The sequence below is a fragment of the Rhodococcus sp. D-6 genome, assembly GCF_040256695.1.
In the GTDB taxonomy this organism is placed as follows: domain Bacteria; phylum Actinomycetota; class Actinomycetes; order Mycobacteriales; family Mycobacteriaceae; genus Rhodococcus; species Rhodococcus pyridinivorans.
Genome location: NZ_CP132970.1, coordinates 2,524,035 through 2,550,054, shown reverse-complemented (window position 1 = coordinate 2,550,054; position 26,020 = coordinate 2,524,035). Strand labels below are relative to the sequence as shown.

The window sequence follows — 26,020 nt, the reverse complement described above, 5'->3', positions numbered from 1 at the left end:
CGAAAATGATACGGCTGCAAAGCGTTTGGGCCACGCGCTCATATTCCCCTCCTTCACGGCTACGACCTTACTCCAGATCGAAGTTATTTCCCACAGTTATTTCCTACAGAATGTCGGCGGTGATTTCCACCTAGCTGCGCATATGCGGCAAAGTTGGTGCGAGAGTTACCGGAGTGGACCCGAGACGGAGGTGAGTGTGCCGCGCCGCGCCCTGTACGGGTTCGATCCCACCCGGCTCACCGAGGTGCGCCGCGAGCGGGGCCTGTCCCGCTCCGACCTCGGACGCTTGTCCGGGGTCACGTACAACACCATCCGCAGCTGGGAGACCGGCGAGGGAGCACCGAGCCCGAGCGCACTTGAACGCGTGGCCTCAGTCCTCGACGTTGCAATGAGCGAACTTGCCGTCGTGCCGGACGGGGTACAAACCCTGGCGAGCTGGCGGACCCGACAGGGCCTGGCGCAGGTCGACATTGCTCACGAACTGGGGTTGTCGAAGTCCACCTACTCCCGTCTCGAACGGGGCGAGCGCCCGTTGACCGATGCCGAATGCCTGAAGTTGGCACGCATCTTCGACACGACCGAGGAACAGGTGAGAGCGCTGTGGATGCGCGCTCACCGACGGTCGGGCAGACCGACGCGGTGACCCCGCCGGCACATTCACCCGCACTCCTGCGTTTCGTCGACCGTCCGATCGGAAACCCCCCGAAGGTCAAAATCACGATCGTAATATTACCGTGGTGATAGACGATGGACGTAGAGGAGCCCCCACAGCGGCGAGTCGATTCACGCAGTGGGGGTGGTTGTAGATTTGACAAGCCCGGTTCACCTGGCCGTTGTCGAGATTCACGAGGAGGTCCACCGTGGCGACGTTCGCCGAAAAGCTCCGCTATCTGATCGACAATGTCCATCCCAAGGACCGGGGGCCGTTCACCATGAACGAGATCGTCGATGGCATCCGCAACAATGGCGGATCCATCACCCAGGGCTACATCTCGATGCTGCTCAACGGGCAACGCCCTAATCCGGGCCTGAAAGTCGTCCAGGATCTCGCCGACTTCTTCCGCGTCCCGCTGCAGTACTTCGCAGACGACGACTCGTTCGAAAAAGCTGTGCGGTACATCTCGTGGGTGCAATCCCTGCGAACCGAGGACGTCGAAGCGGCTGCTCGCACCTACAACCCCTACGACGACGAACCCACCCGGCCCTAATAGGGGAAGTTCACGATCGCGAGATACGTCAACGGCGCGATGACCAGGCCGGTGACGGCACCGACCGCGATTTCTTTCCTCGTGTGATGCTTCAACCTCATCCGGGACCATGCGATCGCCGGCGCGAGGACCAATCCGGTCCACCACCAAGGAGACAGTGCGAGCGCGAGGACAGCGACAACGCCGCACCACACCCCCATGTGCACCGAGGCCTTGACGCCGACCCCACTGGTCCAGACTCCGATCCCCACCAGGGTCACCAAGCCCGCGCACGTCAGGGCGATCATCTCTTTCGGCCCCTGAGCTACGAGCTGCACAACCAGGGCAACGAGCACCAGGACGAGGATCGCCCCGATCAACCCATGACGTTCCGAATGCTCCGTCACGTGATGGTTCCCGATCCGATCACGCACCATCCCCCACACGATCAACGCCATCGGCAACACCCCGGCGAAGAGCGCAACGAAGGCGCCCCAGGCCGGATGACCGATCGCGAAACCGAGAATCAGGCACGACGCGATATTGACCGTCCACGGCGCAGCGATCTCGGTCAGCGCCCTGGCCACCAGGTCTTTCACTTTCGCATCTCCGCCTTATCGCAGAGGTGAATATCCTGGAACGCCCTACCGATGGCGCGCACCCACTTCACCGCATCGAACCCCACCGGGGGCCGCAACCCATCGACCCCGATGCCTCCGGATTCCCCTGTATGCACCCATCGCGCGACCGACTCCGGAGTGGCCGGCAAGCCATGTTCGGGCAACTTGTCCACATCGGCCTGCATCGACAGCGCATCGAGCACCTCATTCGCCCGGTCCGCGGTGCGCCGGGAGGGATCGAACGAAGCCCGCGAGTCCCGCACCACGCCGGGCCAGCGTTCCTTCACCACCACCATGTACAGCTCCGCGAAGTCCCGACGCTGCCTCTGACTCCGGAAGACCCCCTCGATAGAGGACCACAGCAGCCCGAGCGTCGTCAGAACCGCTCCGATCAGAGCCAGCTGCGTCGTCAGATCCAACGCATACGTCGAGGTCTCGACCCACCCGAGGCGCGCCGCAACGATGTATCCGCCCCGTATCCACGCATACGACGCCAGCACAGCAACCCCACAGGCCAGGATCGCCAGCCCCCGCCCAGAGGGCGTGCCCAGGTCCCAACCCAGCAACACGACCACCGTGATGACGGTGCACAGAACCGCTGCCATCCCCATCACGAAGGCGGCGGATTCTGCATAGCCCGGCAGATGCACGTAGAACTCGTCGAACTGGTAGCCATCGGTCGCCTGAGGAGCGTCCTTCGCCGAGAAGAACAACGCGACCGCCACCGCGGTCGCAGCCGCCGCCCCTGCCGACAGAGGTGCGATCCACCGCCGCTGACGATCCACGTCGGGCACCCGAAGCGCCACGATGATGATCGACGCGCCGAGACAGATCCCGAAGAAGATCCCGTGCTTGACCGCCGACGTTGCGTTCGCAACCCCCACGGCCTCGCTGATGAGCCGATCGACCGCACCGACATTCACCGTCGTGTGCAGCGCCATGAAGATAAACACCACAGCGGTACCGAGCGTCAGAACCGAGCGCGAAGTGCGCCAACGCCACAACCGAGTGAGAGCCACCCACCACAACAAGACCGACACGACGATCGAAGCGAACACCGCTACAACGCCTCGTTCAGCAACGATCGAATCCGAGCCGACCGAGCCCCACCTGCCCCGGCAATCCGCCGACACAACTCCGACGCGAACGCCTCCGCCTCCACCTCGAGGCGCCGCCGAGGCTCGTCGAGACCGTCGAACTGGCCACACTCGCGCAGCATCAAACTGGCCATGTCATGCCACTCCGGAGGAAGCGCCCGTTTTGCAGTCTCCAACGCGGGCACCCCCCTGTGCCCCAGCAGCATGTGCCCGAATTCGTGAGCAACGGTCCGATCGGGAGTCGCGACCCACGGGGCGTAGTGAATCTCGTCCCGCTCCGGATAACTGCGCCAGACCCCGAAGACGCCAGGGGCGAGATCGTCACTACGGACCACCTGCAAGGGACGGTCACGGAGCCGCTCGATCGTCGGAATCAGTCCGAAGACCGACGCCGCCTCATCCCCCCGCGCATGTGCAAGTAGTTCGCTCACTGCACCGACTACCGGGTCCACAGACGCCCTCCCCACTCCTCGGCGCCTCACGTTGCTCTCTAGAGAACTCGGCACACACCAAGTCGAGGGGTCGCAGCAATCGCGTCGACAACCGACATCCCCCCGACGGAACATCGGCGAATCCGGAGATTCGACCTTGGGCATCGTACCGATTTCTACGTGCTCAAAATGTGAGCTCCAGCACCACCCATCCAGATGATGCACGACCAGTTCAGCCCTTCCCGCCGTCGTCCCGTCGTCAGCAAGCTGCGGTGACGCCATTCGTGAGAGTGTGCACTCTCCGCTGCGTGACCGGCGCAACAGCTTCCGTGAGGTCGATTGCCTCCCCCATGAGGGATCGGGAAGTGCGGGCAATCAGGCCCTCTCCAGAGAAGCATTTTACGTCTCGTGCAAGCACTGCGTGCGATGCACGCAAGTCACGCAAGTTAGCTGTGCGTGCGGAACGACCCCCGCACGCATCGCATGCGTTGCGTGTAATGCATGCAAGGCGTGCACGCAGTGCTGATGTTGCGTATGTTGCACGGCGTGTCTGCAACGCAAGCCACGCGAGATACGCAAGGATTGCACCGTCGGCACGCCACGCACGGCACGCCTGCAACGCAAGCCACGCGAGATACGCAAGGATTGCACCGTCGGCACGCCACGCACGGCACGCCTGCAACGCAAGCCACGCGAGATACGCAAGGATTGCACCGTCGGCACGCCACGCACGGCACGCCTGCAACGCAAGCCACGCGAGATACGCAAGGATTGCACCGTCGGCACGCCACGCACGGCACGCCTGCAACGCAAGCCACGCGACGAACGCAAGGATTGCACCGTCGGCACGCCACGCACGGCACGCCTGCAACGCAAGCCACGCGACGAACGCAAGGATTGCACCGTCGGCACGCCACGCACGGCACGCCTGCAACGCAAGCCACGCGAGGAACGCGCCGTGATGCAACACGGACTCGGATCATCGACTGAAAGGTGCGCAATGCAACCACGCAAGATCGCCATTGCCAATCAGAAGGGCGGCGTGGGCAAGACTGCAACAGCACTCGGCCTAGCCAGTGCTGTGTCAGCGAAAGGCGGCAAGGTCCTTGTCGTCGATGCCGACTCCCAGGGCAATGCCACCAACGGCCTCGGTGTGACCGTCGAAGGCGACCTGCTCACCACCTACCACCTGATGAACCAGACCGTCGAAGGTGGCGCAGCAAATGCCGTCATTGCGACCGACTGGGACGGAGTCGACCTGATTCCCGCCGACGAGGAGCTCGGCAAAATCGAGTCCGACGGCTCAAACGACCTGGTCTTCCGCCTCGATGTCGCCTTCGAGGGCTTGGACCTGAGTCCCTACGACGTCGTGCTGTTCGACTGTCCACCAAGCTTGGGCAAGGTCCTCTTCGCCGTCCTCATCGCTTGCGACGGAGTAGTAGCGGTCACCGAACCGACGATCGACAGTGTGCACGGCGTCGAACGCCTCGACGAAACCATCCGCACGGTGCGCAAGCGCGCCAACCCTCGCCTCAACTTCGACAAGATAGTCCTCAGCCGCCGCCGCGGCACCGCCGAGCACAACTTCCGGGAGACCGAACTGCGGGAGGGCTATGGCGACCTCGTCGCCCGCACGATCATTCCGGAACTGGCGACTCGTCAGGACGCGCACAGTGCACGGACACCCATCCACCAATTCCGAGGTGGTCGCGCGATCTCCCTTCAAACCGCCTACAGCGATCTGCTTGCCGAACTATCTCTTACCACCGGAGGTGCATCGTGACCGCACAACGTCAGCCGGCGATCCGCAAGACCCACCCCGCCGAAGAACTGCCCGAACGACCTGCGCGCATCGAGTCCTCAACGCCCGCGCCGACCCCCGCGCCTGCACGTTCGGTCACGCCGTCAGTGACGGGAAGCGACACCGATCCGGCAGAAGGCCTCTCGACGACGCACAACACGCGCATCCGTCCGAGCATCAAGGCACGGCTGCGTAGGGGAGTGGACAAACTTCGCTACGAGACGGGAGACCGAACCATCAGCGAGGCGTCGATCACCGACAAGGCGCTGCAGGAGTACCTCGACAAGCACGGACTCTGACGTAGTACTACGACCCCCAGCACTGCGTGCGTTGCATGCCCGCGACGCACGCAGTGCAGATCCCCTACGCGGCTGCAACCGCAAGGGGACCGTTGACCAGGACTCCCAACCCTTCAGGAAGGACAACATCCGGTCATGCCCGACGATACAACCCCACCCGCAACCGCGTTGCGAACCGAGTTGCCGATGAGCCGACAGATGACACTGGCGTTGGTGACCGTGGCCGCAATGACCCTGTTCATCGCAGCGCTGTCCTTCATCTTGTCGTTCGATGCACTTCGAGCCCTGGCGATCGAGGTCGGTGTGCAACCGGGACGAGCATGGATGGCGCCGGTTGCCATCGACGTTGCGCAAGCTGCTGCAACCGCCGGCTACGTTATCTTCCGTATCTCCGGCCGCGGCCGATACTCGCTTGCGTACTGCGCCACGTTGGCCGTCGTGACGGTGCTGTTGAGTGTGGTCGGCAATGCCTTCCATGCCTGGCAGACAGCCGAACGCAACATTGCCCGAGTTGCAGCAGGGGAGGACCTCGGGTTCATTCCGCAAGCTCCCTGGATCGGAGCGCTGTTTGCTGCGATCTTCCCGCTGCTGTGGCTTGCGTTGTTCCACTTGTTTGTGATGATGATCCAGCGCAACCAACCTTCTACAGGTGCTCCGGTGCTCACGAACACCGTTGCACCCGCTTCGACCATTACTGCCACCGTGCCTCGGACCGCAGTGCGCCGCGAGCCTCGCGCTCCCGGGGATGGCGCAACCGCCGACGGCGGTCTGGCAACCCCTCGCAGCGCCGCGCCGGCACCGTTGCAGGGCGTGCCCGTGACCGAACAGAGCGGTGCAACTGCTTCGGAAACAACCACCTTCGCCTACAACTCGGTTGTCGAGCCGACACCAATGGGACAATCTGCGGTTCCCGTCACGCGCAACGGATATGCGCAGACCCAGGACGGGTTGCTTCGATTCCTCGCCGACTCCGAGTTCCACGAAACCGTTCAAGTAGTGGCATCGATGATGATCCAGTCCCCGCAACTGCGGCAGATCGATGTTGCTCACCGGTTGCAGATCGACAAGTCCACCGTCAGCCGACGGTGGCGGCAGTTCTGTCAGGCCGCCGAGACCGAAGGGTTTCTGGTACCGCCATTGCCTGTTGTCGAGGCTGCCGATCCGGTGAAAGAACCCTCCCTCCTCTAGACCTCAGCATCGGAACATCGCTCATGCAGGCGACGGAGAAAGCTGTCCGCCGCCTGCATAAGTGGCCTTTGCAACCTGGCCCCAGAGCTGTGAGCGGCAATCGAGGAACTGGCCCTCTGACACCTTTCCCTACATATCAGTAGCGGGGCGATGAGCCCGGCCTGGCGTCCACCACGCACACGCGGCGCGCCAAATGATTCGCGCTACCTCCCCCGTGAGGCCGATGAAGTACCCGAAAGGCATGCGGTGCGCCCCATCGATCACAGATGAGCGAACTACCGCTTCTTGATGCCAGGCCCATGCGGCGCTTCGGTTCCAAGCCAAGATCCAGTGGACATCCAGTGTTCGTAGAAGTAGAGCCACTCGCTTGTCCACGGGACGATGGTGTCGGCGATGAAGTGTTCAGACCCGACGAACTCGTCCTGGTAGTACAGACAGAGCTCGTCGCCCGGGTAGACGTGGGGCAATGGTTCGCCTAGGCGTGTTTCAAGAATTGGGGTCAGGACCTTAACTCTCGGGCGTTGCCGATGCTTGTACTGAACCCCTACCTTGTAATGGACGCTCATCGGTGTTGGTCGCAGAGTGACTGACCAGAAAAGAGTCCCACCCTTCAAGATTGGTGCCGACTCGTCGGGAAACTGCTGCCGCAGACGAAGGGCTTGTTGAGTGATAGTTAGCTGTCTACCGCGCGGTTTCGCCACCAAAAAACCTATGTGCCGGGACGGCGGTTGCCGTCGATGCTGTCGTGAGGAGCCCCCCAGTCGAGAAGTGGACGTTCCCGTTTTCCCGGGCAGAATTGGTTCGTGCACCGAGCGTCTTCAGGGCGTCTTCAACCGGGGCGTTGCCGAAAACCTTTGCGATCCGCTGGTGGAGCGCGACCACTCCCTTACGCTCCAGAAGGAATTCGTTGAGATCACGCTCGACGGCCGCTCGCCAGCCTTCAAACTTCAGGCGTCGAATCTCGTACTCGTTCCACTTGTCAGCGAAGTTTTCACCGTCACATGCGGGATTTTCCACCCAGTACCGTCCGCTGCGCTTTTCGATGTGCTCGGGCATTCTCTGCACTGCGCTCATGGTCGCGTCAACGAGGTCCGTTTCGCCCTCGTATCCCTTGCCGGCAAGGGTCGTGATGAGGCTGGACGGTGGGCGGTCATCGAGGTCGCCAGCGAAGTAGATGTCCCTGTGGCGCTTTAGGATCTGCACGACGCGGTGAAGTGGGGTGCGCACTCGGTGATTAGGTACCGCGTCGACCGAGCCGTAAGAACTGGCCAGTATGGCGCGTTCTTCCTCGAACTGCTTGGCACACTGGGTGCGGAACCACTCGACGTAGGCCAGCGGGTTGGATTTCTGCCAGTTCCGTAGGTTGCGGTCCGTGAGCTCGATCGCGGTCGCCGACGGGGAATCGGCGTCCGGAATGGCGGGCAGCACATCCATGTGGAAGTTCTCGTAGTGCAGGCACCAGGAGCGTCGGCCTTCGGAGACTTTGCCAGGGCTTTCGCAGGCCTCACCGTTATGCTCCTTGCGGTAGTCGTCGAGCAGTGCGCCTACCCTCTTTTTGAGTTCCTGCTGCGTGGTAGAGGTCTTAGCGACATCGAGTTGGGACACGAGGTCTAGGTCGTACTCGCCGTCGCGGTGGTGCGGGCGCACGACGGTGCCGAGCATGAAACTGCCCTGAACATAAACTTGCGCGTTTGCCTGAGAGAGATGGTCGCCGAGGTCCAGGTAGCAACTTTCAGCAGCTCTGAAGGCAGAGTCGGTGATATCGAGCTGCTCGATGGTAGTTCCAAGGAGCTGCGAGATCTGCGCTTCTCTGCTGTCGGCAAGGATCGTCATGTACGACTACTTTCGGTCGGCTCGGCGGCGGCGGTGGCGCTTGCGGGGGTCTTCAACTTGTCTCCAGAGCCAGGGCGTACGTGTTCTTGATACGGTCAAACACCCGGAGTGGAGCGTGGGCTGCTGTCATGTGGGCGCGGCCGATCTCGACCGCGGCGGCGGCGCACACTGCCAGGACGAGGCTGATCGGCTGGTTGCGATGGTCCGCTTCGATGGTCGCGAGAACTTCCCGCCACCTGTCGATGAGGGCTTCAAGATCCTCGGAGCTCTGCAGAATCTTGGGATGGAGCTTCACTCCTTCGGCGCGGATGTCGTAGCGCGGCTTACCTTGCAACTCCACCGGGAGCGCATCGAGATCTACTGGTCCGCTGATACTGAAGGTGACGACCGGATCGCCCTCCCCGGGCACCTCCGTCACGCCGAACGTGAGGTTCTTGCTTCGTCCTTCCGCGTACCAGCCCCATCCTTCCCCGCTTCCGCGGCGACGGTTGTGGACGGTGACGTTGGTGATGTCGTCGAGCAGGACGCCGAGCTGAATGAGGATTGGAATGCGTGCGAGCGCGAAAACCGAGATATGGTCGATTTCCTTGGTCTTCAGGTGGTTGTTCAGCGGTCGAAGGCGCTTCTCAAGCGTAAGTTTGGTCGATTTCCAGTAGGTGTCGTCGCTGTCGTCCTCACCATCGTGGGGGCGCAGGTCGACCTCACAGTTCTGGCTGTCGTTGTGAAGACTGAAGTCGGGGAACCGTTGCTCCCGGAGGAGAGCCCGGATAACGGCCTGCTTGCTGAAGTCGACTGCGTGATCTCGGATGCTCCCCGACACGCGGATCACGGTGCTCTTGGGCTTGCGCAACAGCCCAGTCAGTTCCCGAACGTCCCGCTCGTGTTGCTGCTTGAAAGCTAAAAGCTGCTTCTCGTCGTAGGTGGACCAGTGCTCGAAGGTATCAATGACCTTGTGCTCGCCAGGACACAGAAGCATCAGATTCTCCGGCATCGCGCGCTGCTTGGGTGTCTTGGAGCTTCCGCCGCGCGGCGACCCCTTCTGCCTGGTGGCGCCCACAATGTGGGCCAACTGTCCGATAAATACAGACTGGCCGGTAGTCTCGTCCTCGGCGAGGAACTCCTTGCAGAAGGTGCACCGCCCTCCTGCAGCGACCCACACCCGCCTTGCATCAGGGTCGGTAACGTCCACGCGCTTCCCCTCGCGGTCGACAGCTGGGAGATTCTTCGAGTCAGAGGTCGAGGGCATCGCGAGGTTCCTATGGTTTCGTGCGCAAGCGAGGGGTGGAGTGTTTGGCCTCAGTCAGAGAGTTTCTGGTTACGAACACGTATTCGATCCATGTTTGGTAGTCGAAGTTCATCTGCGTCCATAGCTTACGTCGCAGTACCGACATTTCGGACGCGACACGCCGCGTAGACCCAATATGTTGTGCGAATAATCCACTTCTTCCCTAAATATACGATTCCATCGTGCTTGACCCGGACTCGGATTCGTCGGTCCCACTCGTGGAGAGATGTCATCGAACGGTCACCGCCCAGCGCCCTAACCACTCCCTCGGCGACTTCGCGGTAGCGAAAATCTCACGATCTTGTCGGAATCCTCAGAAATTCCGGTCCCGTCCTACTGACCGTTCCAGAATGACCTCACGTGTTCGCGGGGTCGTCCGCTCGACAACGGGATCAACTCGGTCCTGCCTGCCGACAGCAGTTTCTAGTAGCCCATCACGGCGTGTGCGCTGCGATGCTGGACGATACGCGGTGGCGCGTACGGTGCCGGCCAGATCTGCAGCTTGTATCGCTCGACCACCTCGTCGACGACGAGATCCCACGCCAGATCGCGCCCTGCGGCATAGGCGCGGACCCGGTAGGTTCCGGCACCGGCCGAGAGCACCGTGTCCGGAAAGCCGTCGACGGGTTCCTCCGCGCCGGTGAGGACCGTGGCGATATCCGAGTAGGTCTGCAGCGAGGCTTCCTCGATGTCTTCCCATCCGCTGTCGACGAGATCGGGAGCATCACCGAGGACCTCGACCTGCAGGTCGAGTGGTCCCATGGACATCCCCGTGTACACGTAGACCATCCCGGTGTCGGCCGCGAGCAGACCGAAACCTGGCTCGGGCAACGGAGGAAGTTCTTCCCAGGCCCGATCGTCCGCGTCTTTCACACAGAACATTCGGTCGACGCTGGCTCTGCCGATGTACACCATCGCGTCTCACTCCTTTCTGCAACCGGAGCAGTCGATCGGCAGAGGACCGACCGTACGTCCCGGTGGTCCGTGCCCCTCGCGCATCATAGGAAAGGCCGGCTGATGGCCGAGGTGATGCGGCGTGAAGCAACTGGGGTCGCATCGTCCGATTGCGCTGATCGGTGGCGCTGGAGGTTCGCGTCAGGCCCGACGTGACCATGGCTGTAACCGCAGAAAATCCCGGAATAGTGCCGCTGACGGGGATGGCTACGGACTTTCCGTACAAGTAGTCCCTGGATCATCCGACACGGATCCGCCGAAGTGAGGGGCCATTGCGACAGGAGCACCTGGTTCCTGCATGTACCTGACCTCAAACTCAATGGTCAGGGGCACTCTCCCAGTGTCCATCCAGCACGGTGCCGACCGACATGAAACGTGGAAAATGACACGCTACTGACACGAAATCTGGAAACCGACACCGAATCGTGGAACCTTGTAGGACTGCAAGGCTAGATTGACAGGCTACTTTGACAGAAATTAGGCGACACTAACCGTTTCCCGGCAGATAAGCGCAGGTGGCCGCGGTTTCGTTCTGGGGGTCGTTGTCAATCTATGCGGTCGGGTTTGTCAATCTTCGCTGCATCTCGACAAACCTACAACCGAATAAATCGGGGCGGACATCCGCTCTGGGTCCATGTCACTCATGGTTTGTGCGGGATTGGCGATGCTAATTGCCATTAGCGCACCATCGCCCCCGAAACACCTGTTGAGCGCCTTTTCCTGCTCGAGAGCGTCGGTGCGGGACGGTAGGCTCCTGTTTCGTGCCCGATGACCTGATCAGCCACCGTCCGGACGACGTTTCCGTGCCTGTGCCGACCGAGTCGGCCCCAGCTGCGCCGTCGGTGCCGGTGTTGCCGACCGAGACCCTCGTGCAGGTGGCCGGGACAGCGGGGCGGTCGCGGTCGGAGTCGACCCGCCGCAACTACGCCGCCGACTGGCAACGCTTCACCGCCTGGTGCCAGCGCGAAGGACACGCCCCGCTGCCGGCGCATCCGCTCACCGTCGCCGCCTACCTCCACGACGCGGCATCGACGGTGTCGGAGGTGGGGGAGCGGGCCTACTCACCCTCGACGTTGGCCCGCTGGGTCGCCGGGATCGGCTTCCACCACCGCCGCGCCGGCCACCCCGCCCCCGGAGCGGACGAGCTGGTCACCGCGACCCTGTCCGGGATCCGCCGGGACTATGCGGCGGCGGGGGAGCGGCCCCGCACCCCGCGGGCGCCGTTGCTCACCGCCGACATCGTCACCATCGTCGAGAAGATGCGCGCCGATACCGGCAGTTGGGCCGCGGAGGTCCTCGAACGCCGCGACTCCGCCATCTTCTTGGTGGGCTTCGCCGGGGCGTTTCGCCGCAGCGAACTCGTCGCGCTCACCTGTAGCGACGTGTCGCTGCACCGGCTCGACGGGCTGCACATCAAACTCCGGAAATCGAAGACCGATCAGGAAGGGCGGGGGAGTATCCGGGCCCTGCCGTTCACGCACAGCCACGTCAGTTGCCCGCCGTGTGCGTGGATGCGGTGGGCGCAGGTCGTCGCCGCCTTCGACACCGGGGGCCGCCCCGCCGTCATCCGGCTGCTCCGCACCGCCGAACCCTTCGAGGCGCACGTCTGCCGGGGATCGCGACCACGCATGGCGCCGTCCTCGCCGTGGTTGCGGGCGATCCGCAAGCACGGCAACCTCTCCGACACTGTCCTGTCGGGGGCGGCGGTACACAAAGCGATCCGGCGCCGCGCCGAACAGGCCGGCTACGACCCCGACATCGTCAAACAGCTCGGTGGTCATTCGTTGCGGGCCGGATTCGTCACCCAGGCCTTCCGCAACGGCGCCTCCGCGCACGCGATCATGCGCCAGACCGGTCACACCACCCCCGCCATGCTCGAGACCTACGCCCGCGAACACGCACCACTCATCGGCAACGCCGTCACCAATCTCGGCCTGTGACCGTGAGCGCCAGCGCCGGACGAGAGTTCTTCCGCAGCACCGATGTTCACGATGCCGACCTCGACCTGCGGATCCCCGCCCGCTACCGCCATGACTGGGCCCTGTTCACCGACTGGTGCACCGCCGCCGACCACCATCCCATCCCCGCCGCACCCGAATCCCTGGCGTTGTTCCTGCACGAGCACCCGGCCGTGGTCGCGACGCAGCGGCGCCGCTTGTCGGCGATCAACACCGTCCACACCGGGCACGGCTATCCCGCCCCGGGGCGGACCGAGATGGTGCGCCGGCACCTCGACACCACTCGTGCTTCGCGTCTCGACCGGCTCGGGCGCCTTCTGGTGCAGCGGGCGGCCGAACTACCTGTCGAGGGATGGCCGAGCGGACTGTTCGGCCGCCGCGACGCGCTCCTGCTGGTCCTCGCCGCCACCGGCATGACCTTCACCGACCTCACCCGGCTGCGCCGCCGCGACCTCCGCCTCGACGGCAACACCCTCGTGGTTACCACCCGGACCGGCGAAAGATTCCGTCTCCCACCGGATTCCGAGACCGGGGACAACCCCGCGGTCGCGATCTACCAGCGGTGGGCGCAGATCCAGGCGTTCCTCGACCAGTATCCCGGCACCCATCTGCTGCGCCATCACCTCACCGACCCGAGCGAGATCATCACCGATCCGCTCGATGCGGAACAGGCTCGGCAACCGCTGTTGTGTCCGATCGACCGCTGGGGACACCTCCCACACGCGCAGCCGATGACCCCGCAATCGGTGTCGGCGCTGACCCGGGCGCACCTGTCCGGCCGGGCCCCGGTACGGAAGGTGTTGCCCGTTCCCCCGCAAGACGATGTCGACGCTTGGGTCGAGCCTGAGATCGACCTCGACGCCGGCTACTACGACCGCGGTACCACCGCCCGCCGCCGCGATCACCAGACCCTCGAAGACCTCACCGACGTCTTCGACGAGATCGAAGCCCGCACCGATGCGCTCCTCGAGGACCTGATGGGGGTGCTTGAGGGACTGTGAAGGGAGTCTGATGGAGTCGCCCGCTGGACGTGCACGCATGCCGTGCATTCATGCAGTTGTCGTCGGTCTTGATTCTCTCCGACGCATCCCACAGGAGTGCGCCAGAGCCACAGTTAACGAGCGCCGTCGATCAGGACAAGGCAGAACCGGATCCCGCCGAGCCGGTCGCCACGCCCGCCAACCACAGTGCAATGCACTCCGGCGTAAAGCGCTCCCACTTGCACAAGTTGAGGGCAGGCACGGGTGGGGCGGTGTCCGCAGCAGCGGTACCCATCGAACCCGCTCCGAGCGCGGCGGTCACAGCGGTCACGACGACGAACTTGCGCAGCATCAGGTGCCTTCCATAGACGTACATTCTGTGACATCGGAGATGGAGCACTTCGTTACCACAGTATCGATGCGGTCACCGAGGGAAAACCGATGCCATGCTCTTCGAAATCGGTGACCACCTGAAGCAGATGAGACAGGTGAGCGTCGAAGGTGGATTCGGCCAGATGACTAACGGTGGCGAGGTCACACGTGCGCAGCGGAACTGTGTCGGTCTGTGCGGACAGCACGGCGCCATTCGGTCTCTCGCAGCAATCGCAGTCCGTTGAGACCGACGAGGATGGTGGAGCCTTCATGACCCGCCACTCCCAGCGGCAGCGGCAGCGTGCCGACAAGGTCCCAGGTCACCAGGACCACGATGACCGAGGCGGCGATGACGAGGTTGGCGATGACCAGGCGTCGAGCCCTCCGGGCCAGGTGGATCACCGCAGGGATGGCGGTGAGGTCGTCACGGACGACGACCGCGTCGGCGGTCTGCAAGGTCAGATCCGATCCCGCGCCACCCATGGCGATACCGACATGCGCAGCGGCCAGCGCGGGAGCGTCGTTGATGCCGTCTCCGACGACGACCACTTTCGCTCCGTCGGCCTGCAGCGCGCGTACGGCGGCGACCTTGCCGTCGGGCAGCAGCCCGGCCTGCAGGCGCAGCGGCTCAGCGATCAGATCGGCGACCTCGGAATAGGTCTAGCTGCCGAAGAGCGTGTCGAACTGGCGAGTGCTGCCTCTGTCGACCGGCTGGGCCGTGGACGCTGTACGGGTTGCTGTTCACGATCGTGCTCCTATTCGCGCTCCAGGGCGAACAGATCACGTCGCAGCCATGGGACGTCGTGCGCATCGCTCTGCCTCTGCTCACCTATTTTGTCCTCATGTGGGGCGGCGGGTTCCTGTTCGGCGCCGCGATCGGTCTGGGCTACGAGCGCACCACCACCCTGGCGTTCACCGCCGCGGGCAACAACTTCGAACTGGCCATCGCAGCCTCGGCGACAGTGACCGTAGGATCGAAGGAGCTGCAGCGTGCGCCGTGTTCGTCCCAGGGACTCCTGGTGGGTCTGTGGAGGTCACCACGAGAGTTCGCGACAGCGTCCCTCGCCGTCGTGGGGTTCGACCTGCAGGGTGGCGTGTTCGAGGCCGAAGCGTTCCGCCAACAAGGTTTGTGCCGCTGTGAGCACGGCTGTGGAGTCCGCGTCGGATTCGGTGACCAGATGTGCAGAGGCCACTTCCATGCCCGAGGTAAGAGTCCAGACGTGCAGGTCGTGGGATTCATGGACTCCAGGAAGGGCATTAAGGGCGGCGTTGACCTCGGTGATGTCGATACTCTTCGGGGCTTGTTGGAGCAGTATGCCGATCGCGTGTCGGCCGAGATTGTAGGCCCGGGGCAGGACGAAGAGTCCGATGGCGACACCGATGAGCGGGTCGGCGTACCGCCAGCCGAACACGATGGTCACCACACCGCTGATAAGCACGCCGACCGAACCGAGCATGTCGGCCAGGACTTCGAGGTAGGCCCCGCGGACGTTGATGCTCTCCTTGGCGCCGGCGCGCAACAGGAGAAACGAAATGACGTTCATGGTGAGGCCGACCACGGCAACGATGGTGACGGGCAGGCCGGGGACTTCGGGTGGGGCGGACAGTCGTTGGAGGGCTTCGTAGAGAATCCAGAGGGCGACGCCGAACAGCAGGAGTGCGTTGAGCAGGGCGGCGAACACTTCGGTGCGGTACAGGCCGAAGGTCCGGTCCGGTCGGGTGCGGGCACGCTGGGCGACGGTGATAGCGGTGACGGCCATCAACACGCCGAACACGTCGGTGAACACGTGCGCGGAGTCGGAGAGCAAGGCCAGCGACGAGGTGGAGAGTCCGACGACGACCTGGAGCACAAAGGTCACCAGGCCCAGGGCCACGGCGATCCACAACCGTCGGACGTGTCGGCCGGAGGCGCTGGTGGCTTGGGCGGGCGAGAGGCCGTGTCCGTGTCCGTGGCTCATCGTTTTCCTTTCTCAAGACACCGACATCATATAGTCATATGCGCATGAATATATAGGATGGTCGCGAAAATTGGATCGGCACGATCAACTATCCTTCATAGTATTTCGGCGGCGAGGCGCGGCCTGCAGGTTCGGCCGGCGGGAACGGGCGAACAACGGACGAGGTGAGGTTTTCCGTGGCAGGTACCAGTAGAGCTGTAGTCGGCATGATGGTCTCTTGGACGGCAGGCGCGGCCCTGGTGGCGGCCGCCCTGGCGGCCGTGTCGAGCAGCGAGGTTCTGCGGTTGCTCGGGCTGCCGGATCCAGGAGTGCTCACGAGATACGGACTCCCGGCCGCCACCGCGATAGGGGAAGTGGCGGCGGTGGTGATGATCGGGTCGTTGCTGGTGGCGGCGGTGCTGGTACCACCACAGCGTTCCGGGCTGCTCGATGTCGACGGTTACCGCGCGGTGCGGACTGCGGGCGCGGCTGCAGCGCTATGGGCAGGATCGGCGCTGGTGCTGATTCCTCTGTCGTTGTCGGACACCTCCGGCCAACCACTGAGCACCGTGTTCGCCGATCCGGTTCCGTTCGTGCAGTCGGTGGGGCAAATCGAGGCATCCACCGCCTGGCTGTGGACCGCGTGTATGGCTGCCGCGGTGGGGCTGGGATGCCGCCTCATTCTGCAGCACCGGTGGACACCGTTGTTGCTGGTCCTGGCGGTAGGGAGCCTGATGCCACGCGCGTTGACGGGACATTCCGCCGGGGGCGGATCGCATGATCTTGCCACCAACAGCCTGATACTTCATCTGGTGGCGGCCGGACTGTGGGCCGGGGGATTGGCAGCGTTGGTGTTGCACGCCGTGCGTGGTGGCGGACATCTCGATGTCGCCACACGCCGGTTCTCCGCGCTGGCGACGGTGGCATTCGTGGTGATGGCTGCGTCGGGAATAATTAATGCTCTGGTGCGGGTTCCGCTTCGGGAGTTTCTGTCCGGCCCCTACGGACTTGTGGTCCTGGCCAAGGTCGTCGCACTCGGTGTAGTGGGGTGGCTGGGCTGGCGCCAACGGACGGTGGCGATCACGGCTCTGGCCGCCGACGCGTCGAATCGGGGGACGTTCATACGCTTGGCGGTAATCGAATCTGCGGTCCTGACGGCCACGATTGGACTCGGGGTGGCGTTGGGCCGTACTCCGCCGCCATTGGGCGAACGTCGCGAACCCAGCCTGGTCGACGAAGTCTTGGGGTACGGGTTCGATGGTGCCCCGACGCTGGGCAGGTTGCTGACGGAGTGGCGGTTCGATCTGTTACTGGGAACCGCAGCGGTCGTGCTGGCAGCGCTCTACCTGCTGGGAGTGCGGAGGCTACGTGCAGTGAGGCAGCCGTGGCCGGTCCGGCGCACCGTGTCCTGGCTTCTCGGCTGTCTAGTGTTGCTTCTGGTGACATCCTCCGGGGTCGGGCGCTACGCCCCGGCGGCGTTCAGCGTGCACCTGCCCGCATCCGCAGCGCTGGCGATCGTGGTGCCCATGTGCTTGGTTCTGGGCGCTCCGCTCACCTTGGCGGCCCGCGCGGTTCGCTCCGGCCCCAGCGATGCAGTTCCAGGAGCCCGCGACTGGATGCGGGCGATTTTCGCCAGCACCGCACTGCGATGGGTGACCCATCCCCTGGTGGCCGCGGTGGTGCTCGTGGGCACCTTCTACCTGTTGTATCTCGGAGGACTGTACGACGGCGGCTCCTACCCGGGACGCATGGTGCTCGATATGTGGTTGCTGGCGGTGGGGTTGGTCTTCTTCTGGGTCACCGTCGGGATCGATCCTGTCCCCGTGCCGCAGGGACCGTTGACGCGCGTGGGAGCAGTGGCGGTCGCGCTGGCCGGCTACGCGTTCTTTCTGGTCGCCCTGATCATGGCGGATTTTGTGATCGCCGCCGAGTTCTATACCTCACTGCAACTGGGTTGGTTCGACGACTTGGCTGCCAATCAGCGACTCGGTGGAAACCTGGCGTGGGCCGTCGGCGAGCTACCGCTGCTACTGGCCACCGTGCTCGCGCTCGTGCGATGGAGTTCGATCGAAAACCAGCGTGCCCGGAAGCGGAACGACCAGGTCGACCGCGAGGGAGATCGCGAACTGGCCGCGTACAACGCGATGCTGAACGGACTGCACCCACACTCTCGTACCGCGGCAGCAGCCGACGCCGCTGACTCCGGCCACGACCCCAAGCGCGAATCGGAGACCGGGTAACGATCCGGTATTGAAACTATGCAGAATAGTAGTAACGTGTCGGTGTCCGTCACCGTTTCGTTATCACGCGAGCGGGTGCCTTCTTGAGGATGCGATCTTGGCCCGACACCGTAAACCAGAGCCCCAACTCGTCGTTCCCCGCCGCTCTGACTGTAGTACTGCAGCGTGGCCTGTTCCCGAGCCGACCGATCCCATCGACGCAGGTCGCGATGACGCTGCTTTCCCGACGACAGTGGCTGTCCTGGACCCGGTAGAACGTCTCGATATCGAGCATCGGGATGCCCTTGCCGAGCATGCGGACGCCCTCGCCCCGAGGCCGATCCGAAGCAAAGGCGCGCATCGCCGAACGAGCCCAGGAACCAGCGGACGCGTGCTGGCCGTGTCGGTAGCGGCAGGCGCGCTGCTGGCAGCAACGACCTCGAGCGCCCATGCCGCCTCGGTCCCTCCCACGGTCAGCGACGAGATCGAGGCCGCGTCGCAACCCTCAGCCCCTACGGATGTGCTACCCCAGGCCCCCCAGGTGTTGCAGGCCGTGCAGGTGCCGATGCTGGCAGACTTCGCGGATCAACTCGACCGGGCACGGATCCGGGAGGAGCGCCGACTCATGCAAGAGGCCGAGGCGCGCCGCCCAAAAACGCTGATGCCTGTCAGTGGCACGCTCACGTCGAACTTCGGACCCCGCTGGGGCACGAGCCACTACGGGCTCGACATCGCCAACTCGATCGGCACCCCGATCGTCTCGGTGACCGATGGCACGGTACTCGAGGCCGGTCCCGCCTCCGGCTTCGGACTGTGGGTACGAATCCTGCAGGACGACGGCACGATCGGGGTGTTCGGGCACATCGATCAGGCCTTGGTTTCTGCAGGTCAGCGCGTGCGAGCCGGGGAACAGATCGCCACCGTGGGCAATCGGGGACAATCGACCGGGCCACATCTGCACTATGAAGTGTGGGGACCGGACGGCCAGAAGGCCGATCCCATGGCATGGTTGAACGCACGAGGGGTTCAGATCGCGTCAGATGCACGCACATAGATAAGGGATAATCGGCGAATGTCTGCGAGGGAAGCCATACACAGGTTGGGGGGTCTCGAAGCCGAGGTGATGAACGAACTGTGGTCGACCGACGAGCCACAGTCGGTCCATGGCCTGGTCGAACGGCTTCGCGATCGCAAGGAATTCGCCTACACCACCATTTTGACCGTGGTCACCCATCTGTATGAGAAGGGCTGGGTGCAGCGAGAAAAACGCAGTCGCGCCTACTACTATTCGCCCTCACGCAGCCGGGAGGAAGCCACCTCCGAGGCACTGCGCGCCCTGCTCGACAGCAGCACCGACCCCAGCGCGGTGCTGCTGCATTTCGCCAAGACGGTCAGCGACCGCGAATACGATGCCCTGCGCCGGGGCTGGACGGGCCGGGCCGCCGACCAATGACATTGGCCCTGGTCCTGTTGCTCGGCGCCGCCCTGATCTCGATGGCGGCCCCGCGAATGCTCGGTCCGCTCGCCGCCACCTCCGTGCCTCCCGGAGTCCTGCTGGCGGCGTGGCTGGGCAGCATAGCCGGGGCCTTGTTCTTCGGCGCCTCCGCGGTGGTCACCTTGGCCTGGCCCGACCATGCGCCTGCCGAGACCGCGGTCGAGGCCGTGGTGCGGTGTCTGTCCGCGGTTTCCCACGCGATGCAGCCGTGGATCACCGAAACCCTGGCCGCTACCGGAGCCCTGGCCCTGCTCACCATAACCGTGCGAGCCGTGATCCTGGGTCGGCGGTACACCAGAGAACAAACCCGTCTACTCGACTACCACCGTGATGTGGTCTCCATCGTCGCCCACTCCCGCGACGACGGTGTGATGTGGCTGGCGCACCCGATGCCAATGGCCTACAGCGTGGCCGGCCGACCCGGATTCGTGGTGGCTACCGACGGGCTCTCGCAGTGTCTGAGCGGTTCCGAACGCGATGCTGTCCTGGCCCACGAGCGGGCACACCTGCGAGGCAGTCACCACCTGATCGTCACCACATGTGACATCTTGGCCGCGGTGCTTCCGGCAGTGCCGTTGTTCGCCGCCGCCCCGGCCGCGGTCAAAACCCTGGTCGAACTGACCGCTGATCAGCACGCTGCCCGCGCCACCAGCACGGCGACGGTGTGCTCGGCGCTGACCGTGGTCTCCGCTTCGACATTGCCGCAGCCGGCCGGGACCTTGGGGTTGAGCAACGAGATCTCGCTGCGACTGCTCAAGCTGCGCGTGAGCTGGCGGACGCGGTGCCCGAAGGTGTCGTACGCCACAGCTGCGGCGTTGTCGATGGCGATGCCTGTCGCTACCGCGCTGGTCGGGCTGGCGGCGACCTCCGCGGCCGTGTGCCTGACCCTCGCTCAGGCATGATCCGGCACGGGCGACCGAACCGACCCTAATTACTATGCAGCATAGTAATTAGGTACGCTCGAGGGCGTCTCATCACCGTGCGCTCGCGCGAAACTTCGGATCGGACAGCACATGACCGCTCTCGCCCCGCCACCCTGGCCTGCCGCTACCCGCCCCATGCCGGCGCGGCGCGGCCCCAAGGGTGCGTTCATCCACAAAATGATCACCACGACCGACCCGAAAGTACTGGGTCAGATGTACCTGGTGACCGCGTTCGCGTTCTTCGCGATCGGAGGCCTGATGGCCCTGATCATGCGCAGCGAACTGGCCGCGCCGGGTCTGCAGTTCCTCTCGAATGAGCAGTACAATCAGCTGTTCACCATGCATGGCACGATCATGCTGCTGATGTACGCCACTCCTGTGGTGTTCGGCTTTGCCAACTACATCCTTCCACTGCAGATCGGCGCGCCCGATGTCGCATTCCCCCGGCTGAACGCCTTCAGCTACTGGCTGTATCTGTTCGGATCCCTCGTTGCAGTCGGCGGCTTCATCACCCCCGGCGGCGCCGCCGACTTCGGCTGGACCGCGTATGTGCCTTTAAGCACGGAAGTGCACTCCCCCGGCATGGGCGCAAATCTATGGATCGTGGGCCTGGCCATCTCAGGACTGGGCACCATCCTGGGCGCAGTCAACTTCATCACCACCATCGTGTGTATGCGAGCCCCCGGCATGACGATGTTCCGGATGTCGATCTTCACTTGGAACATTCTCGTCACCTCCATCCTGATCCTCATCGCCTTTCCGCTGCTGACCGCAGCGTTGATGGGGCTGCTATACGACCGGGTACTCGGCGGTCACCTCTTCGATCCCGCCACCGGCGGAGTGATGCTCTGGCAGCATATGTTCTGGTTCTTCGGTCATCCCGAGGTCTACATCATCGCGCTGCCGTTCTTCGGCATCGTCTCCGAGATTTTCCCGGTGTTCTCCCGGAAGCCGATCTTCGGTTACACCGGCCTGATCTACGCCACCCTCGGCATCGCGGCCCTGTCGATCGCGGTGTGGGCGCACCACATGTATGCCACCGGCGCGGTGCTGCTGCCGTTCTTCTCGTTCATGACCTTCCTGATCGCCATCCCGACCGGAGTGAAGTTCTTCAACTGGATCGGCACCATGTGGAAGGGGCAGTTGACTTTCGAATCACCGATGTTGTTCTCCGTGGGTTTTTTGATCACCTTCCTCTTCGGCGGCCTGTCGGGCGTGATCCTGGCCTCCCCTCCTATGGACTTCCAGCTGCACGATTCGTACTTCGTGGTGGCGCACTTCCACTACGTCGTGTTCGGCACCGTGGTGTTTGCGACCTATGCGGGTATCTACTTCTGGTTTCCGAAGATGACCGGTCGAATGCTCGACGAGCGCCTAGGCAGGTGGCATTTCTGGTTGACATTTCTGGGCTTCCATTCCACCTTTCTCGTCCAGCACTGGCTGGGCAATGAAGGCATGCCCCGCCGGTACGCCGACTACCTGCCCTCGGACGGATTCACCACCCTGAACACGATTTCGACGATCGGATCTTTTGTCCTCGGTGCCTCGGTGTTGCCATTCGTGTGGAACATCTTCAAGAGCTACCGCTACGGGCAGATCGTCACTGTCGACGACCCCTGGGGCTACGGCAACTCGCTCGAATGGGCGACTACCTGCCCGCCGCCGCGACACAACTTCACCGAACTGCCGCAGATCCGCTCCGAACGGCCGGCGTTCGAGCTGCACTACCCGCACATGGTCGAACGCATGAGGGCCGAGGCACACGTGGGTTTCGGTGGTGCGCCCAGGAGCACCGAAATCGCTAAGCGTGAGCTTGCCGAACCGCGGAGCACCGGCGAGGCCTCGGCACGCACCGATACGAAGGAATAAATCGTTCGCCGTCTCGGCGCCGAAAGATCGGAAAATACCGTTGAAGACCAACATGCCGGTGGTGACCGTGCCGGCAACAGACCGAGCCACCGCGGCATTGGCCGACTGGCTCATCCGAGACCTGACCGCCGTGACGCTCGAGCATGCAGGGCTTCCGGATCCTCAACGGTTACGTCGCCTGCCGCCGATCACCGCCGCGCACATCGGCAAGCCGGGTAAGTTGCGCCGACATGTGCGTGCGTTGGAACATGTTCTCGGGCAGGTGGATCGGCATCTTCGTGCCGGTGCGCACCTGCGCGAGCATGGCCTAGGAACCGAGTCGGTACCGGCCGTGCCGACAGAGCTCTTCGACGTGGCGGCGGACCTGGCCGGCACCGTCGTCGAGCGTGGCAGTCCGGCCGCGGCACTGGCCAATCGGGCGGTGCTGCTCGCGGCCGGAGTTATCGGCCGGGGGCTGGGGGTAGTCGATGCCTCCGCGACCTGGTCCGCTACCGCGGGGTCGTATTGCGCGATCATTGCGCAGTTGTGGCGGGACGAGCCCCAGGCACAGGTGCTGGTCGATCCCGGGTAGAGGGCTGGTGCCTGGTCCGAGGGGTGCGGGTACCTGCGCCGGTCGGTCCTCGGACGGATCGGGCTGGATCCATCCGAGGGCCGACCGGTCTGCTCCGCTTTGGACGGTCGCGGTCACCGGAACATTTTCCCAGGGCGGAGGTCGAGTTATGAGCGAGTCGGGTGACCGTAGTGATCCGGACGAGGTACAGCCCGGCGACGAGTCGACTGTCTACCCCGATCCGGTCCACCGTCGACAGGAGCTGGCGGCCGCCGAAAAGAGGGTCGCCGGACAGATCGATCCCGGGATGCGTGCGGTGGTGGTCGCTGCAGTGGTGGTGGTGGTGGCGGTCTCGTTCTCACTTCCGCACAACGGTGGCGCCAACGGCTGGCAGGTGCTGGCCGGCTCTACGGTGGCACAGGCCGAAACCATCACCCTTCCTTCGCGGATCTTTTTGGTGCTGGCAGCGGTGTTCGGGATCGTGCTCTCGATGCTGGCGCTGGTGACCCGACGATGGGTGCTGGCCTGGTTTGCCAGCGCCGGGTGCACGCTGGCGATCGTGTTCGGTGTGCTTGCCGTGTGGTCGCGGCAGACCCTCGATCCCGTCGCCGGTGGGGCCGGCCCGGGCATCGGCTTGTTTTTGGGGTGGGGAGCGATGACCGTCCTGGCGTACCACTGGATCAAGGTGGTTTGGGCGCGGTCGTCGCAGATGGTCGAGGCCGAGGCTGCCCGTCGGGCTGCCGAATCCGAGCTGCCCGAGCAGTACCTGCACCGGCTTCCTCCACCACGCGAGGACGGCACGTAGTCGTCCGAGCATTCCCGCGCGCCTCGCAAAAGGTACCTCGCGATGGGGAGAATATCGCTCGATGCGCCGTGAGTGAGCGGAGGCTGCCGCTACCCGGAAACTTTTGTCAGATCAGGGTCTGCCAGTACGGCCAGAAGGCGTGCGCTACCAGGGCGGATACAGTCAGCGTCCAGACGGTGGGGACCACTGCATGCAGCCGGTGCAGCCGCTGCCATGACCGCAACGGTCGATGTTTTTGCACCGCCTCGAGGTGCAGCAGGCAATACCACCAGCCGAGCACGCTGACCAGCCACACCACCATGCAGTACGGGCACAGCGCTTCGATCCGGTAGAGGCTCTGGAAAATCAGCCAGTGCACGAAGGCGACCGCCGCGGTCAGGCCGGCGAACAGGCCGTTCCAATACCAGCGGGGCACGCCGGCCCCGGCCAGGACCGCTACGGCGGTGGTCAGTACGACCGTGAAACCGATGACGCCCAGCAACGGATTAGGGAAGCCGAACAGTTCCGCTTGCCACGAGGTCATGATCGACCCGCAGCTGATGACCGGGTTGATGCTGCACGAGGGCCGATAGGCCGGATCGGCCAGCACGGCGAACTTTTCGACGGTGAGTACCAGCGAGGCTAGTAGCCCCGCTGCGCCGCAGACAACGAGGATCCAGCCCACCCCCGTGCTGCCGAGCGTCCGACCCGACGCCTCGTCGGTGGCAGGCGCCGCCGGACGCGTCGGGGCGCTCACTCGGCCAGCGCCGCGTCGATCCGGGCCCGTAGCTGTTCGTAGGTGGGCATGGGGGGCAGCTCGACGCCGTTGAGGAACAGGGTGGGTGTGCCTTGTACACCGAGGGTAAGACCGTCGTCGAAGTCCCGGTCCACGCGCGCGCTGACGGTGGGATCGTTGACGTCCCGCTCGAATGCGGCCATATCCAGGCCCAGTTGTTCGGCAAAACCCCAGAATACTTTTTCCTGGGACTGGCTCGACTCGCCCCACTGTGCCTGGGTGTCGTACATGAGCTGATACATCGGCTCGAGACGCCCTTGCCGGGCCGCGGCTTCGACGACCCGTGCGGCCAGATGGCTGTTGGTGTGGCTGGGAATGGGGAAGTAGCGGATCCCAAAGTCGATCCGCCCGACGTACTCGTTGCGGATTTGTTCCATCACCGGGTACAAGGCCCGGCAGGACTCGCATTCGAAATCAAGGAATTCGACGAGTTGGACCTTGTCGTCGGGGGCCGTGGACAAGGTACGGATATCTGGGGTCCACACCGGTGCCGTGGCAGCGCCGGGCGCCTCTTGGCCAGTCGTCCCGGCGTTCGTCCCGGCCCTATTGGTGTAGAGCAACACCGACAACAACACCACGAACAGGGCGACCAGAGCCGCGGACACTTTCACATTGGTCGTCAGTTTCATATTCTCGTCCGTCTCGGTGTCTGAGCGAGCCGGTAGCGTCACCGACCAACCGTAAAACTACGGTACATAGTAGATGGGCTAGGGTAGACCCCGATCAGCACCCTTTGCGTTCTCTCGACAGGCCACCGCGCCGGACGCTGCGCCGGGGTAGGGAGCCGAGAAAGTATGTTCCCATGACCAGACTCATCACGATCTTCGCCGCGGCCGCCGCGGTGCTGCTCCTCGGCGTCGCGCCCGCGCAAGCTCACAGCATGTTGATCGGTTCGACTCCCGCCGCCGACGCCACGGTGGCAAGTTCCCCGGACGGAATCGAACTCGAGTTCAACCAACCCATCAACACCGCTTTCGCCACCGTGACACTTACCGACAGTTCGGGCACTCAACGGGGAAGCTCCGAGGCGATTGTCGACGCAGAACGGGTGCGGCTGGCCATCCCGGAGCCCTTGACCGCAGGGGAGTATACCGTCGGCTACCGGGTCGTCTCCGCCGACGGCCATCCCATCACCGGTTCCTACGCCTTCACCGTCACCGCGGCGGCCGGGCAGACACCGACCTCCGAGGCTCAGGAGGCGTCCCCCTCGTCGGGCGCAGCCGAGCCCGAGACCACCGAAGCGCAGGTTGCCCCTGAGGACTCACAGTCCTCAGGCTCGTCGATTCCGTTGCTGCTGGGGTTCGCAGTACTGGGGGTGCTGGTCATCGCCGGGGGCACCTGGGCGGCAATGCGCGCCTTCCGGAAGAGCTGACACCGGACTCGGCGAGGAGGTGCTGCCCGCAGTCATCTCCTCGCCGGGACTCTGTGCACACCGCGACTTC

Annotated in this window: 24 protein-coding genes and 2 pseudogenes; 16 read left to right on the top strand and 10 right to left on the bottom strand. The window is 64.0% G+C overall.

From position 1 onward, the window contains the following. The first annotated feature begins 190 nt into the window (after positions 1-190). Together RBB84_RS12050 and RBB84_RS12045 are read left to right on the top strand one after the other, a co-directional pair. The gene (locus RBB84_RS12050) at positions 191-643 is read left to right on the top strand and encodes a helix-turn-helix transcriptional regulator (RefSeq protein WP_350247523.1); all 453 of its coding nucleotides are present in this window, start codon (positions 191-193) and stop codon (positions 641-643) included. A 217-nt stretch (positions 644-860) separates the two neighbouring features. After that, the gene (locus RBB84_RS12045; RefSeq protein ID WP_350247522.1) at positions 861-1,208 is read left to right on the top strand and encodes a helix-turn-helix transcriptional regulator; all 348 of its coding nucleotides are present in this window, start codon (positions 861-863) and stop codon (positions 1,206-1,208) included. Here RBB84_RS12045 and RBB84_RS12040 read toward each other — a convergent pair. Both RBB84_RS12040 and RBB84_RS12035 read right to left on the bottom strand, forming a co-directional pair. Beyond that, positions 1,205-1,786, bottom strand: a complete 582-nt coding sequence (locus RBB84_RS12040; RefSeq protein ID WP_350247520.1) for a hypothetical protein — start codon at positions 1,784-1,786, stop codon at positions 1,205-1,207. The two genes, RBB84_RS12045 and RBB84_RS12040, sit on opposite strands and share 4 nt — an antisense overlap. Then, positions 1,783-2,865, bottom strand: a complete 1,083-nt coding sequence (locus tag RBB84_RS12035; protein WP_350247519.1) for a hypothetical protein — start codon at positions 2,863-2,865, stop codon at positions 1,783-1,785. Before RBB84_RS12035 ends, RBB84_RS12040 begins: the two co-directional genes overlap by 4 nt. 1,470 nt (positions 2,866-4,335) lie before the next feature. On the opposite strand from RBB84_RS12035, the gene RBB84_RS12030 reads away from it, so the two are divergent. From RBB84_RS12030 to RBB84_RS12020, 3 genes are all read left to right on the top strand, one after another. After that, on the top strand, positions 4,336-5,118 hold the full coding sequence (locus RBB84_RS12030; protein ID WP_350247517.1) for a ParA family protein: 783 nt from the start codon (positions 4,336-4,338) through the stop codon (positions 5,116-5,118). After that, a complete protein-coding gene (locus RBB84_RS12025; RefSeq protein ID WP_350247516.1) occupies positions 5,115-5,435 on the top strand; it encodes a hypothetical protein in 321 nt (106 codons plus the stop codon). The genes RBB84_RS12030 and RBB84_RS12025 overlap by 4 nt, the downstream gene beginning before the upstream one ends. Positions 5,436-5,570: 135 nt before the next feature. Further along, entirely contained in the window at positions 5,571-6,623 is a 1,053-nt protein-coding gene (locus RBB84_RS12020) for a DUF2637 domain-containing protein (protein WP_350247515.1), read from the top strand. A gap of 681 nt (positions 6,624-7,304) precedes the next feature. Here the strand turns inward: RBB84_RS12020 and RBB84_RS12015 are convergent. The 3 genes from RBB84_RS12015 to RBB84_RS12005 form a co-directional block, all read right to left on the bottom strand. Next, positions 7,305-8,456: a nucleotidyltransferase gene (locus RBB84_RS12015; RefSeq protein WP_350247514.1), complete on the bottom strand. Its 1,152-nt coding sequence runs from the start codon at positions 8,454-8,456 to the stop codon at positions 7,305-7,307. A gap of 52 nt (positions 8,457-8,508) precedes the next feature. Further along, positions 8,509-9,645, bottom strand: a complete 1,137-nt coding sequence (locus RBB84_RS12010; protein WP_350247512.1) for an SAVED domain-containing protein — start codon at positions 9,643-9,645, stop codon at positions 8,509-8,511. A 519-nt stretch (positions 9,646-10,164) separates the two neighbouring features. After that, a complete protein-coding gene (locus tag RBB84_RS12005) occupies positions 10,165-10,572 on the bottom strand; it encodes a hypothetical protein (protein ID WP_350247510.1) in 408 nt (135 codons plus the stop codon). Between the two features lie 926 nt (positions 10,573-11,498). Between RBB84_RS12005 and RBB84_RS12000 the strand changes: the two genes are divergently transcribed. Next, positions 11,499-12,635, top strand: coding sequence for a tyrosine-type recombinase/integrase (locus tag RBB84_RS12000; RefSeq protein WP_255024909.1), 1,137 nt, complete (start codon positions 11,499-11,501; stop codon positions 12,633-12,635). Beyond that, positions 12,632-13,654, top strand: coding sequence for a hypothetical protein (locus RBB84_RS11995; protein WP_350247508.1), 1,023 nt, complete (start codon positions 12,632-12,634; stop codon positions 13,652-13,654). The genes RBB84_RS12000 and RBB84_RS11995 overlap by 4 nt, the downstream gene beginning before the upstream one ends. 130 nt (positions 13,655-13,784) lie before the next feature. On the opposite strand, the gene RBB84_RS11990 is transcribed toward RBB84_RS11995, so the two are convergent. Together RBB84_RS11990 and RBB84_RS11985 are read right to left on the bottom strand one after the other, a co-directional pair. Beyond that, entirely contained in the window at positions 13,785-13,985 is a 201-nt protein-coding gene (locus tag RBB84_RS11990) for a hypothetical protein (RefSeq protein WP_006553262.1), read from the bottom strand. Positions 13,986-14,167: 182 nt separating this feature from the next. Beyond that, positions 14,168-14,703 (bottom strand): annotated as a pseudogene (locus RBB84_RS11985) (HAD-IC family P-type ATPase); the annotation flags it as partial. Between the two features lie 15 nt (positions 14,704-14,718). Between RBB84_RS11985 and RBB84_RS11980 the strand changes: the two are divergent. Then, positions 14,719-14,955: pseudogene (locus RBB84_RS11980) on the top strand (arsenical-resistance protein); the annotation flags it as partial. Positions 14,956-15,039: 84 nt separating this feature from the next. Here RBB84_RS11980 and RBB84_RS11975 read toward each other — a convergent pair. Beyond that, positions 15,040-15,963: a cation diffusion facilitator family transporter gene (locus tag RBB84_RS11975; protein ID WP_039958313.1), complete on the bottom strand. Its 924-nt coding sequence runs from the start codon at positions 15,961-15,963 to the stop codon at positions 15,040-15,042. 176 nt (positions 15,964-16,139) lie between these two features. On the opposite strand from RBB84_RS11975, the gene RBB84_RS11970 reads away from it, so the two are divergent. From RBB84_RS11970 to RBB84_RS11940, 7 genes are all read left to right on the top strand, one after another. Further along, the gene (locus RBB84_RS11970; protein WP_228045308.1) at positions 16,140-18,182 is read left to right on the top strand and encodes a cytochrome c oxidase assembly protein; all 2,043 of its coding nucleotides are present in this window, start codon (positions 16,140-16,142) and stop codon (positions 18,180-18,182) included. A gap of 319 nt (positions 18,183-18,501) precedes the next feature. After that, positions 18,502-19,215: a M23 family metallopeptidase gene (locus RBB84_RS11965; RefSeq protein ID WP_225623919.1), complete on the top strand. Its 714-nt coding sequence runs from the start codon at positions 18,502-18,504 to the stop codon at positions 19,213-19,215. A 36-nt stretch (positions 19,216-19,251) separates the two neighbouring features. Next, positions 19,252-19,614: a BlaI/MecI/CopY family transcriptional regulator gene (locus tag RBB84_RS11960; protein WP_033098755.1), complete on the top strand. Its 363-nt coding sequence runs from the start codon at positions 19,252-19,254 to the stop codon at positions 19,612-19,614. Further along, positions 19,611-20,558: a M56 family metallopeptidase gene (locus RBB84_RS11955; RefSeq protein WP_006553269.1), complete on the top strand. Its 948-nt coding sequence runs from the start codon at positions 19,611-19,613 to the stop codon at positions 20,556-20,558. Before RBB84_RS11960 ends, RBB84_RS11955 begins: the two co-directional genes overlap by 4 nt. A 111-nt stretch (positions 20,559-20,669) precedes the next feature. Beyond that, positions 20,670-22,448 carry a cytochrome c oxidase subunit I gene (gene ctaD, locus RBB84_RS11950; RefSeq protein WP_039958315.1) on the top strand — a complete coding sequence of 593 codons (1,779 nt, stop codon included), beginning with the start codon at positions 20,670-20,672 and terminating at the stop codon, positions 22,446-22,448. Positions 22,449-22,488: 40 nt separating this feature from the next. Then, positions 22,489-23,019: a hypothetical protein gene (locus RBB84_RS11945; RefSeq protein ID WP_085989315.1), complete on the top strand. Its 531-nt coding sequence runs from the start codon at positions 22,489-22,491 to the stop codon at positions 23,017-23,019. 148 nt (positions 23,020-23,167) lie between these two features. Further along, positions 23,168-23,803, top strand: coding sequence for a hypothetical protein (locus RBB84_RS11940; RefSeq protein WP_006553272.1), 636 nt, complete (start codon positions 23,168-23,170; stop codon positions 23,801-23,803). Positions 23,804-23,909: 106 nt separating this feature from the next. On the opposite strand, the gene RBB84_RS11935 is transcribed toward RBB84_RS11940, so the two are convergent. Continuing rightward, on the bottom strand, positions 23,910-24,539 hold the full coding sequence (locus RBB84_RS11935) for a vitamin K epoxide reductase family protein (protein WP_006553273.1): 630 nt from the start codon (positions 24,537-24,539) through the stop codon (positions 23,910-23,912). After that, positions 24,536-25,207 carry a thioredoxin domain-containing protein gene (locus RBB84_RS11930; protein WP_006553274.1) on the bottom strand — a complete coding sequence of 224 codons (672 nt, stop codon included), beginning with the start codon at positions 25,205-25,207 and terminating at the stop codon, positions 24,536-24,538. Before RBB84_RS11930 ends, RBB84_RS11935 begins: the two co-directional genes overlap by 4 nt. A 173-nt stretch (positions 25,208-25,380) precedes the next feature. Between RBB84_RS11930 and RBB84_RS11925 the strand changes: the two genes are divergently transcribed. Continuing rightward, positions 25,381-25,950, top strand: a complete 570-nt coding sequence (locus RBB84_RS11925) for a copper resistance CopC family protein (RefSeq protein ID WP_006553275.1) — start codon at positions 25,381-25,383, stop codon at positions 25,948-25,950. The last annotated feature ends 70 nt before the right edge of the window (positions 25,951-26,020 follow it).